This window comes from Streptomyces sp. NPDC059816, from assembly GCF_042732055.1.
Classification (GTDB): domain Bacteria; phylum Actinomycetota; class Actinomycetes; order Streptomycetales; family Streptomycetaceae; genus Streptomyces.
On the sequence record NZ_JBHWIQ010000008.1, the window covers coordinates 110935 to 127453 of the forward strand.

The following is a 16519-nucleotide window of genomic DNA, read 5'->3' on the forward strand; positions in this document are numbered from 1 at the left end:
GTGCGGTACGTGGTTCAGTGCGGGTGCGCTGCGGGTGCCCGCGCCGTTCCCCGCGCCCCTGGGTACGCCCTGGTGGACGTGCGCTGCCCCGTGCGGGCGGCTGCGCGGTGCGGTACGTGGTTCAGTGCGGGTGCGCTGCGGGTGCCCGCGCCGTTCCCCGCGCCCCTGGGTACGCCCTGGTGGACGTGCGCTGCCCCGTGCGGGCGGCTGCGCCTCTGGGTGCGTCCTGGTGGGCGTGCGGTGTGCGGTGCGGGCCGGAGGCGCCGTGGTGGGGCCTCCGGCTTCGGCAACCGGGTGGGTCAGAACATCGGCCGGTCCAGTTCCGGCTTCAGCCGGACGGCGGTCACGTGCGCGCCGTCCGGAACACCGAACGCCCTGACCATCACGCTCTGGCCGAAACCGCTGATCTCCACGGCCAGACGCTCGGCTCCCAGCCGCAGATCGACCCGCGCCACGGGCTTGCCGAAGCGGTCCGGCATCCGGTGGGTCCGCGCCCCCGGGTAGTGCCGGCCCGCCAGCTTCGCCTGCATCTCTGCGTACGTGGTCAGGCCCGTGCCCCTGAACGCATTGGTGATGCGCAGTTGGTGCCTCTGGGCAGCACACGATTCGCTGGCGTTCAGCGGCACCGGGTCGACGGATGCGGACGCGACGGAGTCGAGGGCCTTGTGCGGGACCCTCGGGGCGCAGCTCTGCCCTATGAGTTGCGCCAGGTCGAAGAATCGCATCTCGGCGCCATCGAGGCTCGCCGCAACGACGCGAGGCTTCGGAGTCGGAGCAGCCACGGCACTCTGCGCGCCGATACCGGACAGAATGACGACGCCGCCAAGTGCGCTGGCCAATAGGGACTTTGCCGTACTCATCGATCTCATGTCTGCACCATGCAAGTTGTTGATCGCCACTCACATGAGTACCCGTACTCAATTCGGGTTTCCGGAGCGATCACACCGGCTAAAGCGAACTGGCGAAGAGGGCGGCCGGCTAGCGCGTGCAGGGTCGGCAGGCGTGCGCTGTGCTTGCGTCTCTGTTCAAGCTTCCTGATCACGTCGACGCTTACCGCGGCGCGGGCCTCCGCCTCGAAGGCGGCGGGATCGAGGCTACGGCCGGCGCTGTAGTTTGAGGGGATGGACGACGGTGGGCTCGGGGAGCGGGAGCTGGGCGTGCTGGCCCTGGAGCGGATGAGCTGGGACAGCCCCGGTGCGAAGGAGCGGGCCATCCGGGAGCGTCTCGGGATGGCGCCCGTCCGCTACTACCAGTTGCTCAACGCGCTGCTGGACGACGCGCGGGCGCTGGCGCACGACCCGGTCACCGTGAACCGGCTTCGCCGGCTCCGCGAGACCCGGCGCACGGACCGCTGACCTGCGAGTGCGTTGTCCAGTGCGGTGCCCTGTTGTTTCGCGCAGTTCCCCGCGCACCCGCAGGGAATCCCCGGGGGGCACCCACCCAGGGGCGCGGGGAACTGCGCAAAACGACAGCGCACCCGCACGGGACAACGCACGACCAGCGGGACGCACCCCGGACGGCTACCCGTCCACACGCACCGCACTGCGCTGGAGCAGCTTCAGGACTGCGTCCGGGTCCCCGTCCTCGACCACGGCCCTGCCGATCCGCTCCTTGATGTCCGCGCTGACCTGGGGCCACGAGGTCTTGGACACGGGGTACAGCTGAGCGCCGCGCAGCCCGTCGAGGAACTCCAGCAGGTCCGCGTCGGCCTTGTTGCCGGCCATCGCCTCGACCGCCGAGTTGGTGACGGGCAGCAGGTCGTACCGGCGGGAGAAGTCGAGGACGTTCTTCTCCGCGTAGACGAAGTCGAGGAACGTGCCGATCTGCTCGCGGTGGCCGTTCTCCTTGAACGCCATCATCCAGTCGGCGACCCCGAGCGCCGCCTCGCTGCGGCCGGTGCGCCCGGGCATGGGCACCATTCCGTAGTCGACGTCCTTCTTGTCACTCATCCGCATCAGCGTGGGGTGCCCGTTCAGCATGCCGACGTCCCCCTCGGTGAACGCGGCGAACGCGTCGGCCCGGTTGAGTTCCGCCGGCGGGGTGGGCCCGGTGAGGCCGGCGCCGACGAGTTCGTCCTTCAGCCAGGTGAAGGTCCGGACGTTGGCGGCGGAGTCGAAGTCGTAGTTGCCGACGTTGTCGGTGTAGCCACGCGGGTGGCCGCCGCTGAGCATCCACATCAGGGCCTCGCCCTGGGCCTCCTCGGGTCCCAGGGGCAGCGCGTACGGGAAGTCGACGCCGTGCTGCTTCAGGAGGGCGGCGGCGTCCTTCAGTTCCTCCCAGGTGCGGGGCGGCTCGGTGACGCCCGCCTCCTCGAAGAGCCGCTTGTTGTAGAAGAGCAGCCGGGTGGAGGACGCGAACGGCAGGCCGTAGTGGACGCGGGAGACCCGTCCGGCGCTGACGAGGGTGGGGAGGAAGTCCGCCTGGACGGCGATGGAGAGCAGTTCGTTGGCGGTGTAGAGCCGGTCGTCGGCCGCGTAGTCGGAGTACGAACCGATCTGGGCCATGTCGGGCGCTTCGCCCTCGTCGACCATCTTCTTGACCCGGGCGTCGACCTCCGTCCACGGGAGGACGGTCACCTTGACCTCGATCCCCGGGTTGTCCTTCTCGAAGGCGTCGACGACCTCGTCCCAGTACTTGGTGGTGCTGTTCTCCGCCGAGTCGCCGTAGTCCGCGGCGACGAGCGTCAACGACGTGTCCTCCCCGTCACCGCCCAGCCCACACCCTGCCAGTACGGTGGTCCATGCCAGCGCGGCTACCGCCGCGGTCAGTCTCGTCATGCGACGCTGCACGCCTGAGCCCCCTCGGTGGCTCCGCCGCCACCCCCGGCGACGGGCCCTGTGATCAGTTGGCGGCGAGTCTTCCCGGGGCCCGGCGGAAGTTCGACATCGGCTACGTATCACTTCGGCAACGGGCCGTAACCATAGGTATGTACCGCAACTGGACTAGACCTCTTACGGGTCTACACGCGACACTGTCCTGCGTGACTGCAACGACCCGGGTGACACCCCCCGGACCCCCGGCCGGGAAACACGTCATCGCCCTCGATGTGGGCGGGACCGGGATGAAGGCCGCCCTCGTGGCGAAGGACGGAACGCTCCTGTACACGTGCCGCAGGGCTACGGGCCGTGAGCGCGGCGCCGAGGCCGTCGTCGAGGGCATCCTCGACTTCGCCGCGGACCTGCGCGCGTACGGCGTCGAGCACTTCGGCGTGACCGCGTCCGCCGTGGGTGTCGTGGTACCCGGAATCATCGACGCCGAACAGGGCGTCGCCGTCTACGCCTCCAACCTCGGCTGGCGTGACGTTCCCCTGAGGAAACTGCTCAGCGACCGTCTCGACGGCGTACCGGTGGCCCTCGGCCACGACGTGCGGGCCGGCGGGCTCGCGGAGGGAAGGATCGGCGCGGGCCAGGGCGCCGACCGGTTCCTCTTCGTCCCGCTCGGCACCGGCATCGCCGGCGCCATCGGCATAGACGGCCGGATAGAACCCGGCGCGCACGGCTACGCGGGCGAGATCGGCCACATCGTGGTCCGCCCCGGCGGACCCGAGTGCGGCTGCGGACAGCGCGGCTGCCTGGAGCGGCTGGCCTCGGCCGGTGCGGTGAGCCGGGCCTGGGCCGCGGCGGCGGGCGACCCGCAGGCGGACGCGGCGGACTGCGCCAAGGCCGTCGAGTCCGGCGACCCGCGGGCCGTCGCGGTCTGGCAGGAGGCGGTGGACGCGCTCGCCGACGGGCTCGTCACCGCGCTCACCCTGTTGGACCCCCGGATGCTGATCATCGGTGGCGGCCTCGCCGAAGCCGGGGAAACCTTGTTCACACCCCTGCGGGCGGCCGTGGGCCGGCGCGTGACCTTCCAGCGCATGCCGGAGATCGTTCCCGCGGCCCTCGGCGACAGCGCCGGGTGCCTGGGCGCGGGCCTGCTCGCGTGGGACCTCCTGACCGCCGCCGGTGCCACCGGTGGCGCCGGCGAAGGACCCGGGCCCGAGCGGCCCGGGAAGGCGAGCAGGACCGGCAAGGGCAAGACCGGCAAGAGCGGCAGCAGTAGCGGCAGCGGCGGCGGCAAGGCGGTCACGAAGAAAGGCAAGGCATCCCGTTCCGGACCACGTGGGTCCGGACACCCTGATTCCCCGGAGGTACCCGCCTGATGGCCCCCAGCAAAGTGCTCGCCGGAGCGCGGGTGGTGCTGCCCACCGGGATCGTGGACGGCGGTGAGCTGACCGTCGACGGCGAGCGGATCGCCGCCGGTCGCGCCGACGCCGCACCCGCGCTCGACCTGTCCGGCCACTGGGTGGTCCCCGGCTTCGTCGACATGCACAACCACGGCGGAGGCGGCGCCTCCTTCACCAACGGCACCGTGGACGAGATCCTGCACGGCGTCCACACCCACCGGCTGCACGGCACGACCACCCTGATCGCCTCCACCGTCACCGGGGAGATGGACACCCTCGCCCAGCGCGCGGGGCTCCTCTCCGAACTCGCCGAACAGGGCGAGATCGCGGGCGTCCACTTCGAGGGCCCGTTCATCTCGCCGTGCCGCAAGGGCGCCCACGCCGAGGGCCTGCTGCGCCACCCGGACCCGGCCGAGGTCCGCAAGCTGCTCGACGCGGCCCGCGGCCAGGCCCGGATGGTCACCCTCGCCGCCGAGTTGCCCGGCGGGATCGACTCCGTACGGCTGCTGGTGGAGCACGGGGTGATCGCGGCGATCGGGCACACCGACGCCACGTACGAGCAGACCGTCGAGGCGATCGACGCGGGGGCGACCGTCGCGACGCACCTGTTCAACGCGATGCCGGGGCTCGGCCACCGGGCGCCCGGGCCGATCGCCGCGCTCCTGGAGGACCCCCGGGTCACCGTCGAGCTGATCAACGACGGCACCCATCTGCACCCGGCGGCGCTGGAGCTGGCCTTCCGCCACGCGGGCGCCGCACGGGTGGCCTTCATCACCGACGCGATGGACGCGGCCGGGTTCGGGGACGGCAGCTACCGCCTCGGCCCGCTGGAGGTCGAGGTCAAGGACGGGGTCGCCCGTCTGGTGGAGGGGGGCTCGATCGCCGGGTCCACGCTGACCCTGGACCGGGCCTTCCAGCGTGCGGTGACCGTCGACGGGCTGTCCGTCGAGGACGTCGTCCGGGCGATCTCCGTCAACCCGGCCCGACTGCTCGGCATCGACGACACGGTGGGCTCGCTGGAGCCCGGCAAGTACGCCGACCTGGTCGTCCTCGACGAAGAGTTCGCCCTCAAGGGCGTCATGCGCCGGGGCGCCTGGGTGGTCGAACCCGCCCTGGGCTGATCTTTGGAAGGTGCGTACACGAGGGCGGCGGTCGGCAGTGCGGTCTGTGCCGGCCGCCGTCTCTTTGGCATGATCAGATCCGAATGATGATCAGACCGCCCGACCGGCGACCGGTCCGAGGGACCCGGCGGGCACCATCCTTGCGGGGGAGACCCACGGTGATCCTCACGGTCACGCTGAACACCGCGCTCGACCTCACGTACCGGGTTCCGGCCCTGCGTCCGCACTCCTCGCACCGGGTGACCGAGGTCATCGAGCGGCCCGGCGGCAAGGGCCTGAACGTGGCCCGGGTGCTGGCGGCCCTCGGCCGGCCCGTCACCGTCACCGGGTTCGCCGGCGGCGAGACGGGCCGGGCGTTGCGGGCGGGCCTCGCCCAGCGCGACCCGGACGGTCTGATCACCGATGCGCTGGTGCCGGTCGCCGGCGCCACCCGCCGCACCATCGCCGTGGTCGACGCGGTCACCGGGAACACCACCCAGCTCAACGAGCCGGGCCCGCTGGTCTCGACCGCCGAGTGGAACGCCCTCCTCGACCGGTACGACGCCCTGGTGCCGACCGCCTCCGCGGTGGCCCTGTGCGGCAGCCTGCCGCCCGGGGTGCCGGTGGGCGCGTACGCGAGGCTGGTGCGGACGGCCAAGGCCGCCTCCGTACCGGTGCTGCTGGACACCAGCGGGGAGCCGCTGCGGCGCGGGGTCGCCGCCCGGCCGGACCTGGTGAAGCCGAACGCCGACGAACTCGCCGAACTGACCGGCTCCCACGACCCCGCGCAGGCCACCCGGGAGACCCGGCGCCGCGGCGCCCGTGCGGTGATCGCGTCGCTGGGCCCCGAGGGGCTGCTCGCGGTGACGCCCGAGGGCCGTTGGCGGGCCGCGCCGCCGGGCCTGGTGAAGGGCAACCCGACGGGCGCCGGGGACTCGGCGGTCGCCGGACTGCTGGACGCCCTGGTCGCCGGCGAGCCCTGGCCGGTCCGGCTGACCCGCGCGGTGGCCCTGTCGGCGGCGACGGTACGGGCCCCGGTCGCCGGCGAGTTCGACGCCCGCGCCTACGAGGAGTACCTGGGCCGGGTCCGGGTCACCCCCGACCCGCTCCCGTCCTGACCACTCGGTGACGGGTCACTGGGCGCAGATCTTCTTGTCCGCCTCGACCCGCTGCACCCCGTCCGGCGCCTTGTCGGGCGCCTTGATCGGCACCCCGGGGCCCTTGAAGTCGGCGCCGAGGGTCAGCACCATCGGCTCCATCGCCGCGGCGTCCGCGGCCTTCGGCTTCAGTCCGGCGGCGGGCAGCCCCAGATAGTCCGCGAGGGTGCGTGCCTGGTCGGCCTGGTTCGGCCCGTAGACCAGGTGCGTCCGGGCGGTCTTCTCCGGTGCGTTGCTGCGGTTGGAGGACTTGAGGACGCCCTTGGTGTTCTGGAGCCAGCCGAGGGTGTTCTGCGCCGCGCCCGGGGTGTCGCTGCCGTTGTAGACGTCGACGCGCACCTCGGAGGCGTCGGCGCGCGCCCCCTTGAGCAGTGCGGCCTGCTTGCTCTTGGCGGCGGCGGCCTTCTGCTTCTGCTCCTTCTTCACCTCGGTGAAGGACACGTCGTCGCGGAGCATGCCGAAGACCTGGGGGGCCTTCGTCTCGTCCAGGACGACGGTCGCCTTGATCCGTTCGGCGGGGTTGTCCTTCACGGGGAGCGTGGTGAAGGTGATGTTCTTGACGTCGATCTTCCCGAGTTCCTTGGCGAAGCCGGTCAGCTTGGGGATGGTGCCGATGCCCTGGTCGACGGTGAGGGCCTTGGTGGCGGCCTCGGCGACGTCGAGCATCATCGTGGGGCTGCCGAGGATCTCGTCCTTCATCTTGCGGATCATCGAGGCGATGAACTGCTGCTGCATCTTGATCCGGTCGAGGTCGCTCTCGTTGCCGAGGCCGTGCCGGTTGCGGACGAAGGCGAGCGCCTGTTCGCCCTGGACGGTGTGCGGACCCTTGCCGAGGTCGAGCTGTGAGTAGGCGTCGTCCTTGATGGGCTTCGCCAGACAGATGTCGACCCCGCCTATCGCCGTGGTCAGCTCCTTGACAGCGTTGAAGTCGGCCATCATGAAGTGGTCGACGGGCACCCCGGTCATCGCCTTGACGGTCCGCATGGTGCAGCCGGGGTCACGGCCCGCGACCCCCAGGCTCTCGTTGAACCGCACGTCCAGCTGGCCCGGAACGACCTTGACGGAGCCGTCCGACTGCTTGGTGGGGCAGTCCGGGAGGTCCACCTTCAGGTCCCGGGGGATGCTCAGGGCGGTCGCGTTGGTGCGGTCCTCGGACACGTGCAGCAGCAGCGTGGTGTCGGCGTGACCGGTGGAGTTGCGCCGGTCGCCGTACCCCTCGTTGCCCTTGCCGGTGCGCTTGTCGGTGCCCAGCAGCAGGACGTTGATCGGTCCGTCCTTCAGCGAGCCCCCGTTGGCGGCGTCCCCGACGTCGATCGCCTGGAGGTTGCCGCTGAGCCGGTCGTACAGGTAGTAGGCGCCGCCGCCCGCGGCGAGCAGCACGCACGCCAGGACGCCGCCCGTCCACAGCAGGACCCGGCGCCGGACGGATCGACCGCCGGACGATCTGCCGGGGGGCTTGCGGCGGGCCGGCGGCCGGCCGGTGGGGCGGTCGCCGTTGCGGGGGTTCGGGGCGCGGCGGTCGCGGGCGGCGGGCACCTGCCGGCCGGGGCGGGCGGCGGGGCCGCGGGCGTCGGGCGGTCCGTGCGGGGCGGCGCCGTGGGGGCGGGGGGCGCTTCCCCCCACCCAGGCGCCGCGGGGGCGGGGGGCGGTCGGCCACTGGGGGGCGGGTTCCGTCCGCAGTTCGAACTCGCCGGTCTGCGGATTGCGGACCCACTGGTCTGCGGGGTCGATGTCGTCCGACCCTCCGCGGCTCTGCGCATCCACGGTCGTTGAATCCTCCGTTGGTGCCGCCCGAGGCGCCGTGTCCTCGCGGTGGCGCTCGATGTGCCGTTCCGCACGGGTGACGGGGGTCACCGGCAAGACCGGATCGCGTCAGGCTATCCACACGGACACGATCGGGCCACGGCCGTCTTCCCCGCCACGGCCCTTACACCTGGGCATTTCCCGGCAAACACCAGGGCGACGGCCGGATTCTTGGCCATCGCCTTACCCTCGTCCCCCACGGTCACCCCCGAGGCGACCGGGCCCGGGGGTCAGCCCTTCCAGCCCTTGCCGAGCCAGACCCGGTCGAGGTTGACGTCGCACTTGTTGCCGTCCTCGCAGGACAGCTTGAGCGTGTTGGTGCCCTTGTTGAGCTGCACGTAGGCGAAGGACTCGGTCCAGCCGCGCTCCGCGTTGCCCTCGGGGGCGCCCGCGTAGTTCTTCAGGTTGAACGGGCGGCTCTGCGGGGTCCCGTTGACGGTGAGGGTGGCGTCCGCGTCCTTGCCGGGGACTCCGTACCCGACGAACACCGTGTACTTGCCGGCGTCCGCGAGGTCGTCGAGGGTCCAGGTCACCGCGGCACCGGGGCTGTTGAAGCCCGTGACGTACACGCCGCCCGCCGCCTTGGCGCCCTTCACGTCGGAGGCGGTGAAGGTGCCGCCCTCCAGTTTCAGCGCCTTCGCGTCGAGCGCGGGCAGCTCGTCGGGGTCCGCCTCCTCGTCGGTGGGCTTCCCCGTCTCCTTGTCCTTGTCGTCGCCCGGCTCCCCGGCCGACGCCGAGGGGGTGCTGTCCGCGCCGGTGGCCGCGGAATCGTCCTCGGAATTGCCGTTCCACACGACGATGCCGATGCCGACGACCACGGCCGCGACCACGGCGACCGCGCCTATGAGGATGCCCTTGGTGTTGGGCCCGCGTCCCCGGCCGCCGCCCTGCCCGCCGTGCGACCCGTGCCCGCCGTGCCCCGGCCCGCCCGGACCCGGCTGGGCGTACTGGCCCTGCTGGCCGTACGGGGCCTGCTGCCCGTACTGGCCGCCCTGCTGCTGGTGCGGCACCTGGCCGTAGGCGGCCGTGGGCGGCTGCTGGGCGTACTGCTGCTGCTGGCCGCCGTACTGGCGCTCCCCCACCGGGCGGACCTGGTGGTACGAGGAGCGGGGGCCCGGGTAGCCGTAGCCGCCGCCACCGCTGGGCGGGGTGGCCCCGGACGCCTGCCCGTCGGCGTACAGATAGCCGAACGGGTCGTCGTCCTCGGGCTTGCTGCCGTTGTCGCCGGCGGTCATCCCTGGGTCACTCCTCAGCAAGGTCCGGTGCGTGATGCGGGCGAGCCTACCCGTTCCGACTCATCCCATTGGGTGACGGTTCCCCCCACACCGGAACCCGGTGCGGAGGGTGCCGCGCGCCGGATGGCGCGCGCAGGCCGCGCGAGTAACCCCGACAGACCCGCCGAGAACCCGCCAACGCCCCACCCGAGCACAAAGGGGCCGCGGGACGCCGTGCGGGCCACCAGAACAGACCGGGCGCCCGAAGGACAAACCGGCGCCCCCCGGCCGGGGGACCCGGTGCGTCCGCTCAGCCCGCGCGGCGCTTCAGCCCGCGCGGCGCTGCTGCTTCGCGCGGGAGCGCTTCTCCGCGTACATCAACTGGTCCGCCGACTTCAGGACCTCGTCCGCGGTCATCCCGCACCGCGCCCAGCCGATGCCGAAGCTCGCCCCGACCCGCACGGCCCGTCCGTCCACGCGGATGGGCGGCACGATCGCGTTGCGCAGCCGCACCGCGAGGTCCTGGGCGTCGGCGCTGCCGAGCCCGTCCGCGAGGACCACGAACTCGTCGCCGCCGAGCCGGGCGACGGTGTCCCCGTCGCGCACCCCGCTGGTGAGCCGCCGGGCGACCTCGATGAGGACGGCGTCCCCGGTGTGGTGCCCGAACCGGTCGTTGATCGACTTGAAGCCGTCGAGGTCGCAGAAGAGGACGGCCAGACCCTTGGTGCCGTCGTCGTGTTCGTCCTCGGGGGCGACGACGTGCACGTGGTCGTACCCGACGACGGGTTCACCGGCCGGGGTCTCGAACCGCTCGGCCGCCCGGGCGGCGCGCTCCGCGAGGGCCTCCGCCTGGTCGAAGCCCTCCAGACCGGGGCCGCCGTAGGCGGCGTCCACCGACTCCCCCGCGGCGGCCCGGGTGCTGACGCTGCCCTGCGGGCGGCGACAGAGCCGGGAGGACAGCCGGGAGCGCAGCTCCGCGGAGTTCGGCAGTCCGGTGAGGGCGTCGTGGCTGGCGCGGTGGGCGAGCTGGAGCTCCCGCCGCTTGCGCTCCTCGATGTCCTCGACGTGAGTGAGCAGGAACCGGGGCCCGTCGGCGGCGTCCGCGACGACGGAGTTGCGCAGGGAGACCCACAGATAGGTGCCGTCGCGCCGGGCGAGCCGTAGTTCCGCCCGGCCGCCCTCGGCGGAGGTGCGCAGCAGGGTCCCTATGTCCTCGGGGTGGACCAGGTCGGAGAAGGAGTACCGCCGCATCGCCGAGGCGGGGCGCCCGAGCAGTCTGCACAGGGCGTCGTTGGTCCGCAGGATGCGCCCGTGCTGGTCGCCGCCCATCTCGGCGATGGCCATGCCGCTGGGGGCGTACTCGAACGCCTGCCGGAAGGACTCCTCGCTGGCCCGTAGCGCCTGCTGCTCGCGTTCGAGCCGGACGAGCGCCCGCTGCATGTTTGCTCGCAGTCGTGCGTTGCTTATCGCAATGGCGGCCTGGAAGGCGTACATCTGGAGGGCTTCGCGGCCCCAGGCACCGGGGAGCCGTCCGTTGCGGGGACGGTCCACCGAGAGCACGCCGATCAACTCGCCGGGCAGTCCGCCGTTGGCGTAGAGGGGGGCGAGGAGGCGGTCCGCGGGGTGCCACTCGTCCTCGAACCGGGGTTCGGGTCCGTCGGTGTACCACTGCGGGACGTCGTCGTCGTCGAGGACCCAGCCCTCGGTGTGCGGGATGAAGATCAGGCTGCCCCAGCGCTCGCCCATGCCCAGTCGGCGGTCCCAGGAGGCACGCGGACCGACCCGGCCGGTGATGAGGGCTTCGGCGGAGGCGTCTCCGGCGAAGGCGGCGACGACGAGGTCCCCGTCGGGGCGCACGAGGTTCACGGCGGCCAGTTCGTACCCGAGGCCGGTGACCACTCCGTTGGCGACGGTCTGCACGGTGTCCGCGAGGCTGCGCGCCGTGTTCATGTCCGCCATGACCTGGTGCAGCTGCCGCAGGGTCGCAAGGCGGACGTACGGCTCCGACTCGGTCTCCATGCTTGCCCTCCCCGAGACGTCGGCAGCAACTCCAGGTTCTCTCATCGGCGGGGTGCACCCGAGTGCACCTGAGCGCGGCGTCCCCGCCACTGAATCACAGTGAGCTGTCTCCCCGGTACACAGGGTCAACAAATATTGGGTGCTGTGACTCATGTCACATCAGATGAATATGCCGGTCGACGCGCATAGATCGCACCGGGACTCGTTTGCTTCCCGCAAACAGTGGGGCCACCGTGGTCCCATTTGGCGGGCGTTTCGGCAGCTGTGGGGGGTAGGTACAGGGTGCCTCGGGGGGCGCATTCAGCCCTGCGGAATACGCTCCGAGAAATCCTGGAAAGGGGTTTTGGATCCATACGGCACTGGGTATACACATCCATTTCCCTCCGTGGGGGTAGGCCGACGGTACCCCGCGAACCGCCCGTGCGGGAGCGAAACCGGTCCGGTGGTCCTAGGACCATCGTCGGCCTTCGGGCCGATGTGTCCGGCGGCGGTCTCCGGTTAGCGTTGCGGACGTGCTGAAGACCTCCCTGACGGTGCCGAACCCTCCCGGCGACGCCCCGGCCGACTCCACGGCCGGGCATCCTGAGGGAGTGACCCACGACGAGTTCCGCGCCGCGATGGCCAGACTGGCCGCGGGGGTGGTGCTGGTGACCGCGCATGAGCCGCCGCTGTCACCGCACGGCCCCCGCGGTGAGGACGTCGGCATGACCGCCACGGCGTTCCTGTCCGTGTCGCTCGATCCGCCGCTCGTCCTCGTCAGTCTGCGCGAGGGCTCCCGGATGGACGACCTGCTCGCGGAGCAGCCCCACTGGGCGGTGTCCGTCCTCACGGAGAGCCAGCGCCACATTGCGGGCCGCTTCGCCATGAAGGGCCGCATCAGTGATCGGCTGCTCTTCGAGGACATCCCCTACGTGCGGGGCGAGGTCTCGGGCTCCCCGCTGGTCGGGGGGGCGCTCGCCACGCTGGAGTGTCGGACGGAGCAGTTGGTCGCGGCCGGGGACCACACTCTCGTCATCGGTCGGGTGCTGAGGGCTGACCTTCCTAGTCCGGACGGTGCGCCCCTGGCGTACTTCCGCGGGCGGTACCGGACGTTGGGCTGACGCGGCTCCCTGCGGGTGCGTTGCTCCTTGCGGGTTCCGGGTGGCGCCTCCCGGGGGTGCGTTGTCCCCTGCGGGTCCGCTGTGGCCGCTCGCGCAGTTCCCCGCGCCCCCTTCGGTGCGCTTCCCTGCGGGTGCGATGTCCTGTGCGGGTGCGTGGGGGTTGCCCGCGCAGTTCCCCGCGCCCCTGTCGGGGCCCGGGTGGGGGCGGACGACGGCGGCGAGGAGCGCCCCGTCAGGGGCGCGGGGAACTGCGCAAAACAACAGCGCACCGCACCGGACCACGCACCCGCAGGGGAACGCACCGAAGGGGCGCGAGGAACTGCGCGGGCAACCCCCACGCACCCGCAGGGACCCTCAGGGGGCACCCACCCAGGGGCGCGGGGAACTGCGCAACACGACAGCGCACCGCACGGGACGACGCACCCGCAGGGGGACGTACCGAAGGGGCGCGGGGAACTGCGCGGGCGACCTACCACGCACCGCACGTGACAACGGACCCACACCCTCACCCCCAATCGCGGCCCGACCGCCCCCGCTTCGTCTCGGCGCGAGCCTTCTTCTGGCGCAACCGCCGCTCGTTGATGCCCCGCGGGATACGCGTGGGCTTGCGCGACTTCGGCGGCGGAGCACTCGCCTCGGCGAGCAGCGCGGCGAGCCGGACGGCGGCCGTCTCGCGGTTGCGCCACTGGGAGCGGTGGTCGGAGGAGCGGACCGTGACGACCCCGTCGACCAGCCGGTCGGCCAGCCGCGCGAGGGCCCGCTCCTTCCACACCTCGGGCAGGGCGGTGGTGCGCGCCAGGTCGAACCGCAGCTCCACCTGCGAGTCGGTGGTGTTCACGTGTTGGCCGCCCGGCCCGGACGACTTCGAGAAACGCCACATCAGCTCGGCCTCCGGCAGGAGGACCGAACCGCGGATGGCATGAGGACCGGACATGCCGTCCATGGTCGCGCGCGGAACGGCTCCCCGTCACCCTCATTTCGGCGGACGCCGCCGGACCCCGACGATCGAACACGCATACGCACGCCGGGGCGGATGAGAAAGAAGGTGAAGGCATCAGGAACCCCGGGGTGTCCCCGCGGCGTTCATAGGGGTGACGGTAGCTTCGTCCTCAGTACGAAGCCCGACACATCACAGGGAAAGGGACATCCCCATGGCTGTAAGCCTGTCCAAGGGCGGCAACGTCTCGCTCACCAAGGAGGCACCGGGCCTGACCGCCGTCACGGTGGGCCTCGGCTGGGACGTCCGGACCACCACCGGCACCGACTTCGACCTCGACGCCTCGGCCATCGCCGTGAACCCCCAGGGCAAGGTCTACTCGGACGGTCACTTCGTCTTCTTCAACAACAAGCAGACCCCGGACCAGACGATCGTCCACACCGGCGACAACCGCACGGGCGAGGGCGCGGGCGACGACGAGGCGATCAACGTCAACCTGGCCGCCCTCCCGGCGGACATCGACAAGATCGTCTTCCCGGTCTCGATCTACGACGCCGAGTCCCGCAGCCAGAACTTCGGCCAGGTGCGGAACGCGTACATCCGTATCGTCAACCAGGCCGGCGGTGCGGAGATCGCCCGTTACGACCTCAGCGAGGACGCCGCGACCGAGACCGCGATGGTCTTCGGCGAGCTGTACCGCAACGGCGCCGAGTGGAAGTTCCGCGCGGTCGGCCAGGGCTACGCCTCCGGTCTCGTGGGCATCGCCCAGGACTTCGGCGTGAACGTCTGAGGCTGACGCCCGGACCCCCTACGCGGAGCAGACCCCCCGGTTCACCTCGAACCGGGGGGTCTGCACGTTGCACCGCCTTCCGGCGGGATCGACGGGATCGACGGAGGCTTGCGGCCGGGCGGCCGGGCGACCGGGCCGCGTCACAGGACGGCGCCGGACCCACGTCGCAGGACGACGTCGGGATTCCGCGAGCAGTACGCGGCCCGGCTGATCATGCTGGCGGCATGACGATGCCTTCCACCACGGACTCGATGACGGTCCTCACCCACATGTACGCGGCCGAAGCGGAGTACCTGGCGGCCGGCGGCCCCGGCGAAGCCTCGTTCGACACGCTCGCCCCCTTCTTCGCCCCGCACGTCGAACTGCACCAAGCCGATGCCCTGCCGTACGGAGGCACCTGGCGCGGGCACGAGGGGATGGCGCGGTTCTTCCTCGCGATGGGCCGGTTCTGGGAGGAGTTCGAGCTGCTGGAGCAGGAGTTCCTCGCCACCGGCGAGACCGCGGTGGTGCTCACTCGGGTCCGTGCCCGAGTGCGGGCGACGGGACGCGAACTCCGCTTCCCCATCCTGCAAACGATCACGGTCGAGGACGGGCGGATCACCGAAGTCCGTCCCTTCTACTGGGACACCCAGGCCATCGTCGACGCCTGCGCCGCGCCCACGACGGCGGACTGAGACCCGTTCCGGATTCCCCCCCATCCGGCTGGGAGCACGGCACGTGTCGTGCTACTACGATGGAGGGGTGACCTCCTCGCCTTCTCCTCGGGACGGCCTCAGCGCCGACCGCACCGCGACCATCATGCGAGCCGCCCTCGACCTCGCCCAAGAGGCGGGCTACGCCAAACTGAGCATCGAGGGCATCGCCACGCGTGCCGGCGTGGGCAAACACACCATCTACCGGCGCTGGCCATCGAAGGGTGCCGTCTTCCTGGACGCGCTGCTGTCCTCGATCGAGGACGACCTCAGCTTTCCCTACACCGGGGACATCGTCGCCGACCTGCGCGCGCAGATGACCAACGCCGTCAACCTGCTGGCGAGCCCCCCGTACGGCCAGCTCTACTCGGCGCTGGTGGGAGAGGCGCAACACGACCCCGCCGTCGCCAAGACGCTGCACGAGCGCTTCATCGAGCCCCAGTGGAACCGGGCGAACGACCGCCTCAGGGTGGCGCAGGAGGAAGGGCAGCTGTCGCCCGCCCTCGATCTGGACACCGTGCAGGGGGTCCTCTACGGCGGCTACTACATCAAACTCCTCCTCACCCCCTTCCCGCTGTCCACGAAGGACGTGGACAAGGTCCTCGAAACCGTCTTCGAGATCGGACTCCACCCGCCGACGCAGTCATAGCGTCCGTCCCGCCCCACCCCGCCCCACGCCCGCCCGGCAACTGCGAACGAGCGCAGCGCCGGGCGTTCGCCGTGAACGCCCCCGGGCGCGGGCCGCCCCACGTCTCCAGCACCCCGCGGCACACTCCTCTCCAGAGAACGGCACGGCACGTGCCGTTGACAATCCCTCCATCGACTCTGCATGATCGACCAAGACAGCACGGCACGTGCCGTGCCGAACTGGTGGAACGCCGGCACCAAGCCGGTGGGACCACCTTGAGGAGAGACATCGTGAACGCCATCACCCCGCAGCCGCCCGCCCCCGTCCTCGTCCGCGCCGACGAGGCGACGACCATCCAGGACGGCGCCACCAGCCTCATCACCCTGCTCGCCGACGCGGGCGCCACCGGCGGCGCGCTCACCGCGAACCGGGCCACCCTCCACAAGGGCTCGCCGGGCGCCCCCGCGCACTTCCACACCAAGGCCACGGAGATGTTCCTCGTCCTGAGCGGCGCCATGCGCATCCTGCTCGACGACCAGGTGCTGACCCTGCGCACCGGCGACTTCCTGACCGTCCCGCCGACCGTGCCGCACGCCTTCGCCCCGGCGCCGGGAGAAGAGGCCGACATGCTCGTCGTCTTCACCCCGGGCATGGACCGCTTCGACTACTACCGCCTCCTGGAGCGCGTGTACCGCGGCGAGGCCACCGTCCAGGACATCCGCGACAGCTCCGAGCAGTACGACAACCACTACTTCGACAGCCCGGTGTGGAAGCAGGCCCTCGCGGAGGGCTGATCCTCCCCCACGGGCCCCTTGACCACGCCCGAAGTGCCGGGGGGCCCCCCCCGGCCACCCGTCGTAGGGCGCCCCCGCCCCGCGCCCAGACTCGTGGTTTTGGAGCAATGGGTGGTGGGG

General features: G+C 71.6%; 14 protein-coding genes and 2 pseudogenes. 9 read left to right on the plus strand and 7 right to left on the minus strand.

Features of this window, described 5'->3' with window-relative positions; genetic code table 11:
* Positions 1-299: 299 nt before the first annotated feature.
* On the minus strand, positions 300-899 hold the full coding sequence (locus ACFV88_RS13255) for a hypothetical protein (RefSeq protein WP_385490211.1): 600 nt from the start codon (positions 897-899) through the stop codon (positions 300-302).
* 77 nt (positions 900-976) lie between these two features.
* A pseudogene (locus ACFV88_RS13260) lies at positions 977-1123 on the minus strand (transcriptional regulator); the annotation flags it as partial.
* Here ACFV88_RS13260 and ACFV88_RS13265 point away from each other — a divergent pair.
* Positions 1122-1355: a DUF3263 domain-containing protein gene (locus tag ACFV88_RS13265; RefSeq protein ID WP_385489663.1), complete on the plus strand. Its 234-nt coding sequence runs from the start codon at positions 1122-1124 to the stop codon at positions 1353-1355. The pseudogene ACFV88_RS13260 and the gene ACFV88_RS13265 sit on opposite strands and share 2 nt — an antisense overlap.
* 165 nt (positions 1356-1520) lie before the next feature.
* On the opposite strand, the gene ACFV88_RS13270 is transcribed toward ACFV88_RS13265, so the two are convergent.
* Positions 1521-2777 carry an extracellular solute-binding protein gene (locus tag ACFV88_RS13270; RefSeq protein WP_385489666.1) on the minus strand — a complete coding sequence of 419 codons (1257 nt, stop codon included), beginning with the start codon at positions 2775-2777 and terminating at the stop codon, positions 1521-1523.
* Positions 2778-3046: 269 nt separating this feature from the next.
* Here ACFV88_RS13270 and ACFV88_RS13275 point away from each other — a divergent pair.
* From ACFV88_RS13275 to ACFV88_RS13285, 3 genes and pseudogenes are all read left to right on the plus strand, one after another.
* A pseudogene (locus ACFV88_RS13275) lies at positions 3047-3937 on the plus strand (ROK family protein); the annotation flags it as partial.
* Positions 3938-4140: 203 nt separating this feature from the next.
* Positions 4141-5286 (plus strand): N-acetylglucosamine-6-phosphate deacetylase, encoded by a 1146-nt coding sequence (nagA, locus tag ACFV88_RS13280; RefSeq protein WP_385489669.1) that lies wholly within the window; start codon positions 4141-4143, stop codon positions 5284-5286.
* Positions 5287-5444: 158 nt separating this feature from the next.
* Positions 5445-6383: a 1-phosphofructokinase family hexose kinase gene (locus ACFV88_RS13285; RefSeq protein ID WP_385489672.1), complete on the plus strand. Its 939-nt coding sequence runs from the start codon at positions 5445-5447 to the stop codon at positions 6381-6383.
* A gap of 15 nt (positions 6384-6398) precedes the next feature.
* Here ACFV88_RS13285 and ACFV88_RS13290 read toward each other — a convergent pair whose 3' ends face one another.
* From ACFV88_RS13290 to cdgB, 3 genes are all read right to left on the minus strand, one after another.
* Complete coding sequence (locus ACFV88_RS13290) at positions 6399-8186, minus strand: LCP family protein (RefSeq protein WP_385489674.1); 1788 nt, start codon at positions 8184-8186, stop codon at positions 6399-6401.
* A gap of 269 nt (positions 8187-8455) precedes the next feature.
* A complete protein-coding gene (locus ACFV88_RS13295) occupies positions 8456-9460 on the minus strand; it encodes a carbohydrate-binding protein (RefSeq protein WP_385489677.1) in 1005 nt (334 codons plus the stop codon).
* Positions 9461-9766: 306 nt separating this feature from the next.
* A complete protein-coding gene (gene cdgB / locus ACFV88_RS13300; RefSeq protein ID WP_385489679.1) occupies positions 9767-11458 on the minus strand; it encodes a diguanylate cyclase CdgB in 1692 nt (563 codons plus the stop codon).
* Between the two features lie 533 nt (positions 11459-11991).
* On the opposite strand from cdgB, the gene ACFV88_RS13305 reads away from it, so the two are divergent.
* A complete protein-coding gene (locus ACFV88_RS13305; protein ID WP_385490183.1) occupies positions 11992-12558 on the plus strand; it encodes a flavin reductase family protein in 567 nt (188 codons plus the stop codon).
* 505 nt (positions 12559-13063) lie between these two features.
* On the opposite strand, the gene arfB is transcribed toward ACFV88_RS13305, so the two are convergent.
* The gene (gene arfB / locus ACFV88_RS13310; RefSeq protein ID WP_385489681.1) at positions 13064-13492 is read right to left on the minus strand and encodes an alternative ribosome rescue aminoacyl-tRNA hydrolase ArfB; all 429 of its coding nucleotides are present in this window, start codon (positions 13490-13492) and stop codon (positions 13064-13066) included.
* A 217-nt stretch (positions 13493-13709) separates the two neighbouring features.
* On the opposite strand from arfB, the gene ACFV88_RS13315 reads away from it, so the two are divergent.
* The 4 genes from ACFV88_RS13315 to ACFV88_RS13330 all read left to right on the plus strand — a co-directional run bounded on the left by ACFV88_RS13315 (position 13710) and on the right by ACFV88_RS13330 (position 16399).
* A complete protein-coding gene (locus ACFV88_RS13315; RefSeq protein WP_385489684.1) occupies positions 13710-14285 on the plus strand; it encodes a TerD family protein in 576 nt (191 codons plus the stop codon).
* 224 nt (positions 14286-14509) lie between these two features.
* Complete coding sequence (locus tag ACFV88_RS13320; protein WP_385489687.1) at positions 14510-14959, plus strand: nuclear transport factor 2 family protein; 450 nt, start codon at positions 14510-14512, stop codon at positions 14957-14959.
* 67 nt (positions 14960-15026) lie between these two features.
* Positions 15027-15626, plus strand: a complete 600-nt coding sequence (locus ACFV88_RS13325) for a TetR/AcrR family transcriptional regulator (RefSeq protein WP_385489690.1) — start codon at positions 15027-15029, stop codon at positions 15624-15626.
* Between the two features lie 269 nt (positions 15627-15895).
* A complete protein-coding gene (locus ACFV88_RS13330; protein WP_385489693.1) occupies positions 15896-16399 on the plus strand; it encodes a cupin domain-containing protein in 504 nt (167 codons plus the stop codon).
* Positions 16400-16519 lie beyond the last annotated feature (120 nt).

Bases quoted from the DNA above. Each gene is read 5' to 3' on its own strand.
- cdgB (WP_385489679.1), bottom strand. From the start codon at position 11,458: ATGGAGACCGAGTCGGAGCCGTACGTCCGCCTTGCGACCCTGCGGCAG.
- ACFV88_RS13315 (WP_385489684.1), top strand. From the start codon at position 13,710: ATGGCTGTAAGCCTGTCCAAGGGCGGCAACGTCTCGCTCACCAAGGAG.
- ACFV88_RS13265 (WP_385489663.1), top strand. From the start codon at position 1,122: ATGGACGACGGTGGGCTCGGGGAGCGGGAGCTGGGCGTGCTGGCCCTG.
- ACFV88_RS13295 (WP_385489677.1), bottom strand. From the start codon at position 9,460: ATGACCGCCGGCGACAACGGCAGCAAGCCCGAGGACGACGACCCGTTC.
- ACFV88_RS13320 (WP_385489687.1), top strand. From the start codon at position 14,510: ATGACGATGCCTTCCACCACGGACTCGATGACGGTCCTCACCCACATG.
- ACFV88_RS13270 (WP_385489666.1), bottom strand. From the start codon at position 2,777: ATGACGAGACTGACCGCGGCGGTAGCCGCGCTGGCATGGACCACCGTA.
- arfB (WP_385489681.1), bottom strand. From the start codon at position 13,492: ATGTCCGGTCCTCATGCCATCCGCGGTTCGGTCCTCCTGCCGGAGGCC.
- nagA (WP_385489669.1), top strand. From the start codon at position 4,141: ATGGCCCCCAGCAAAGTGCTCGCCGGAGCGCGGGTGGTGCTGCCCACC.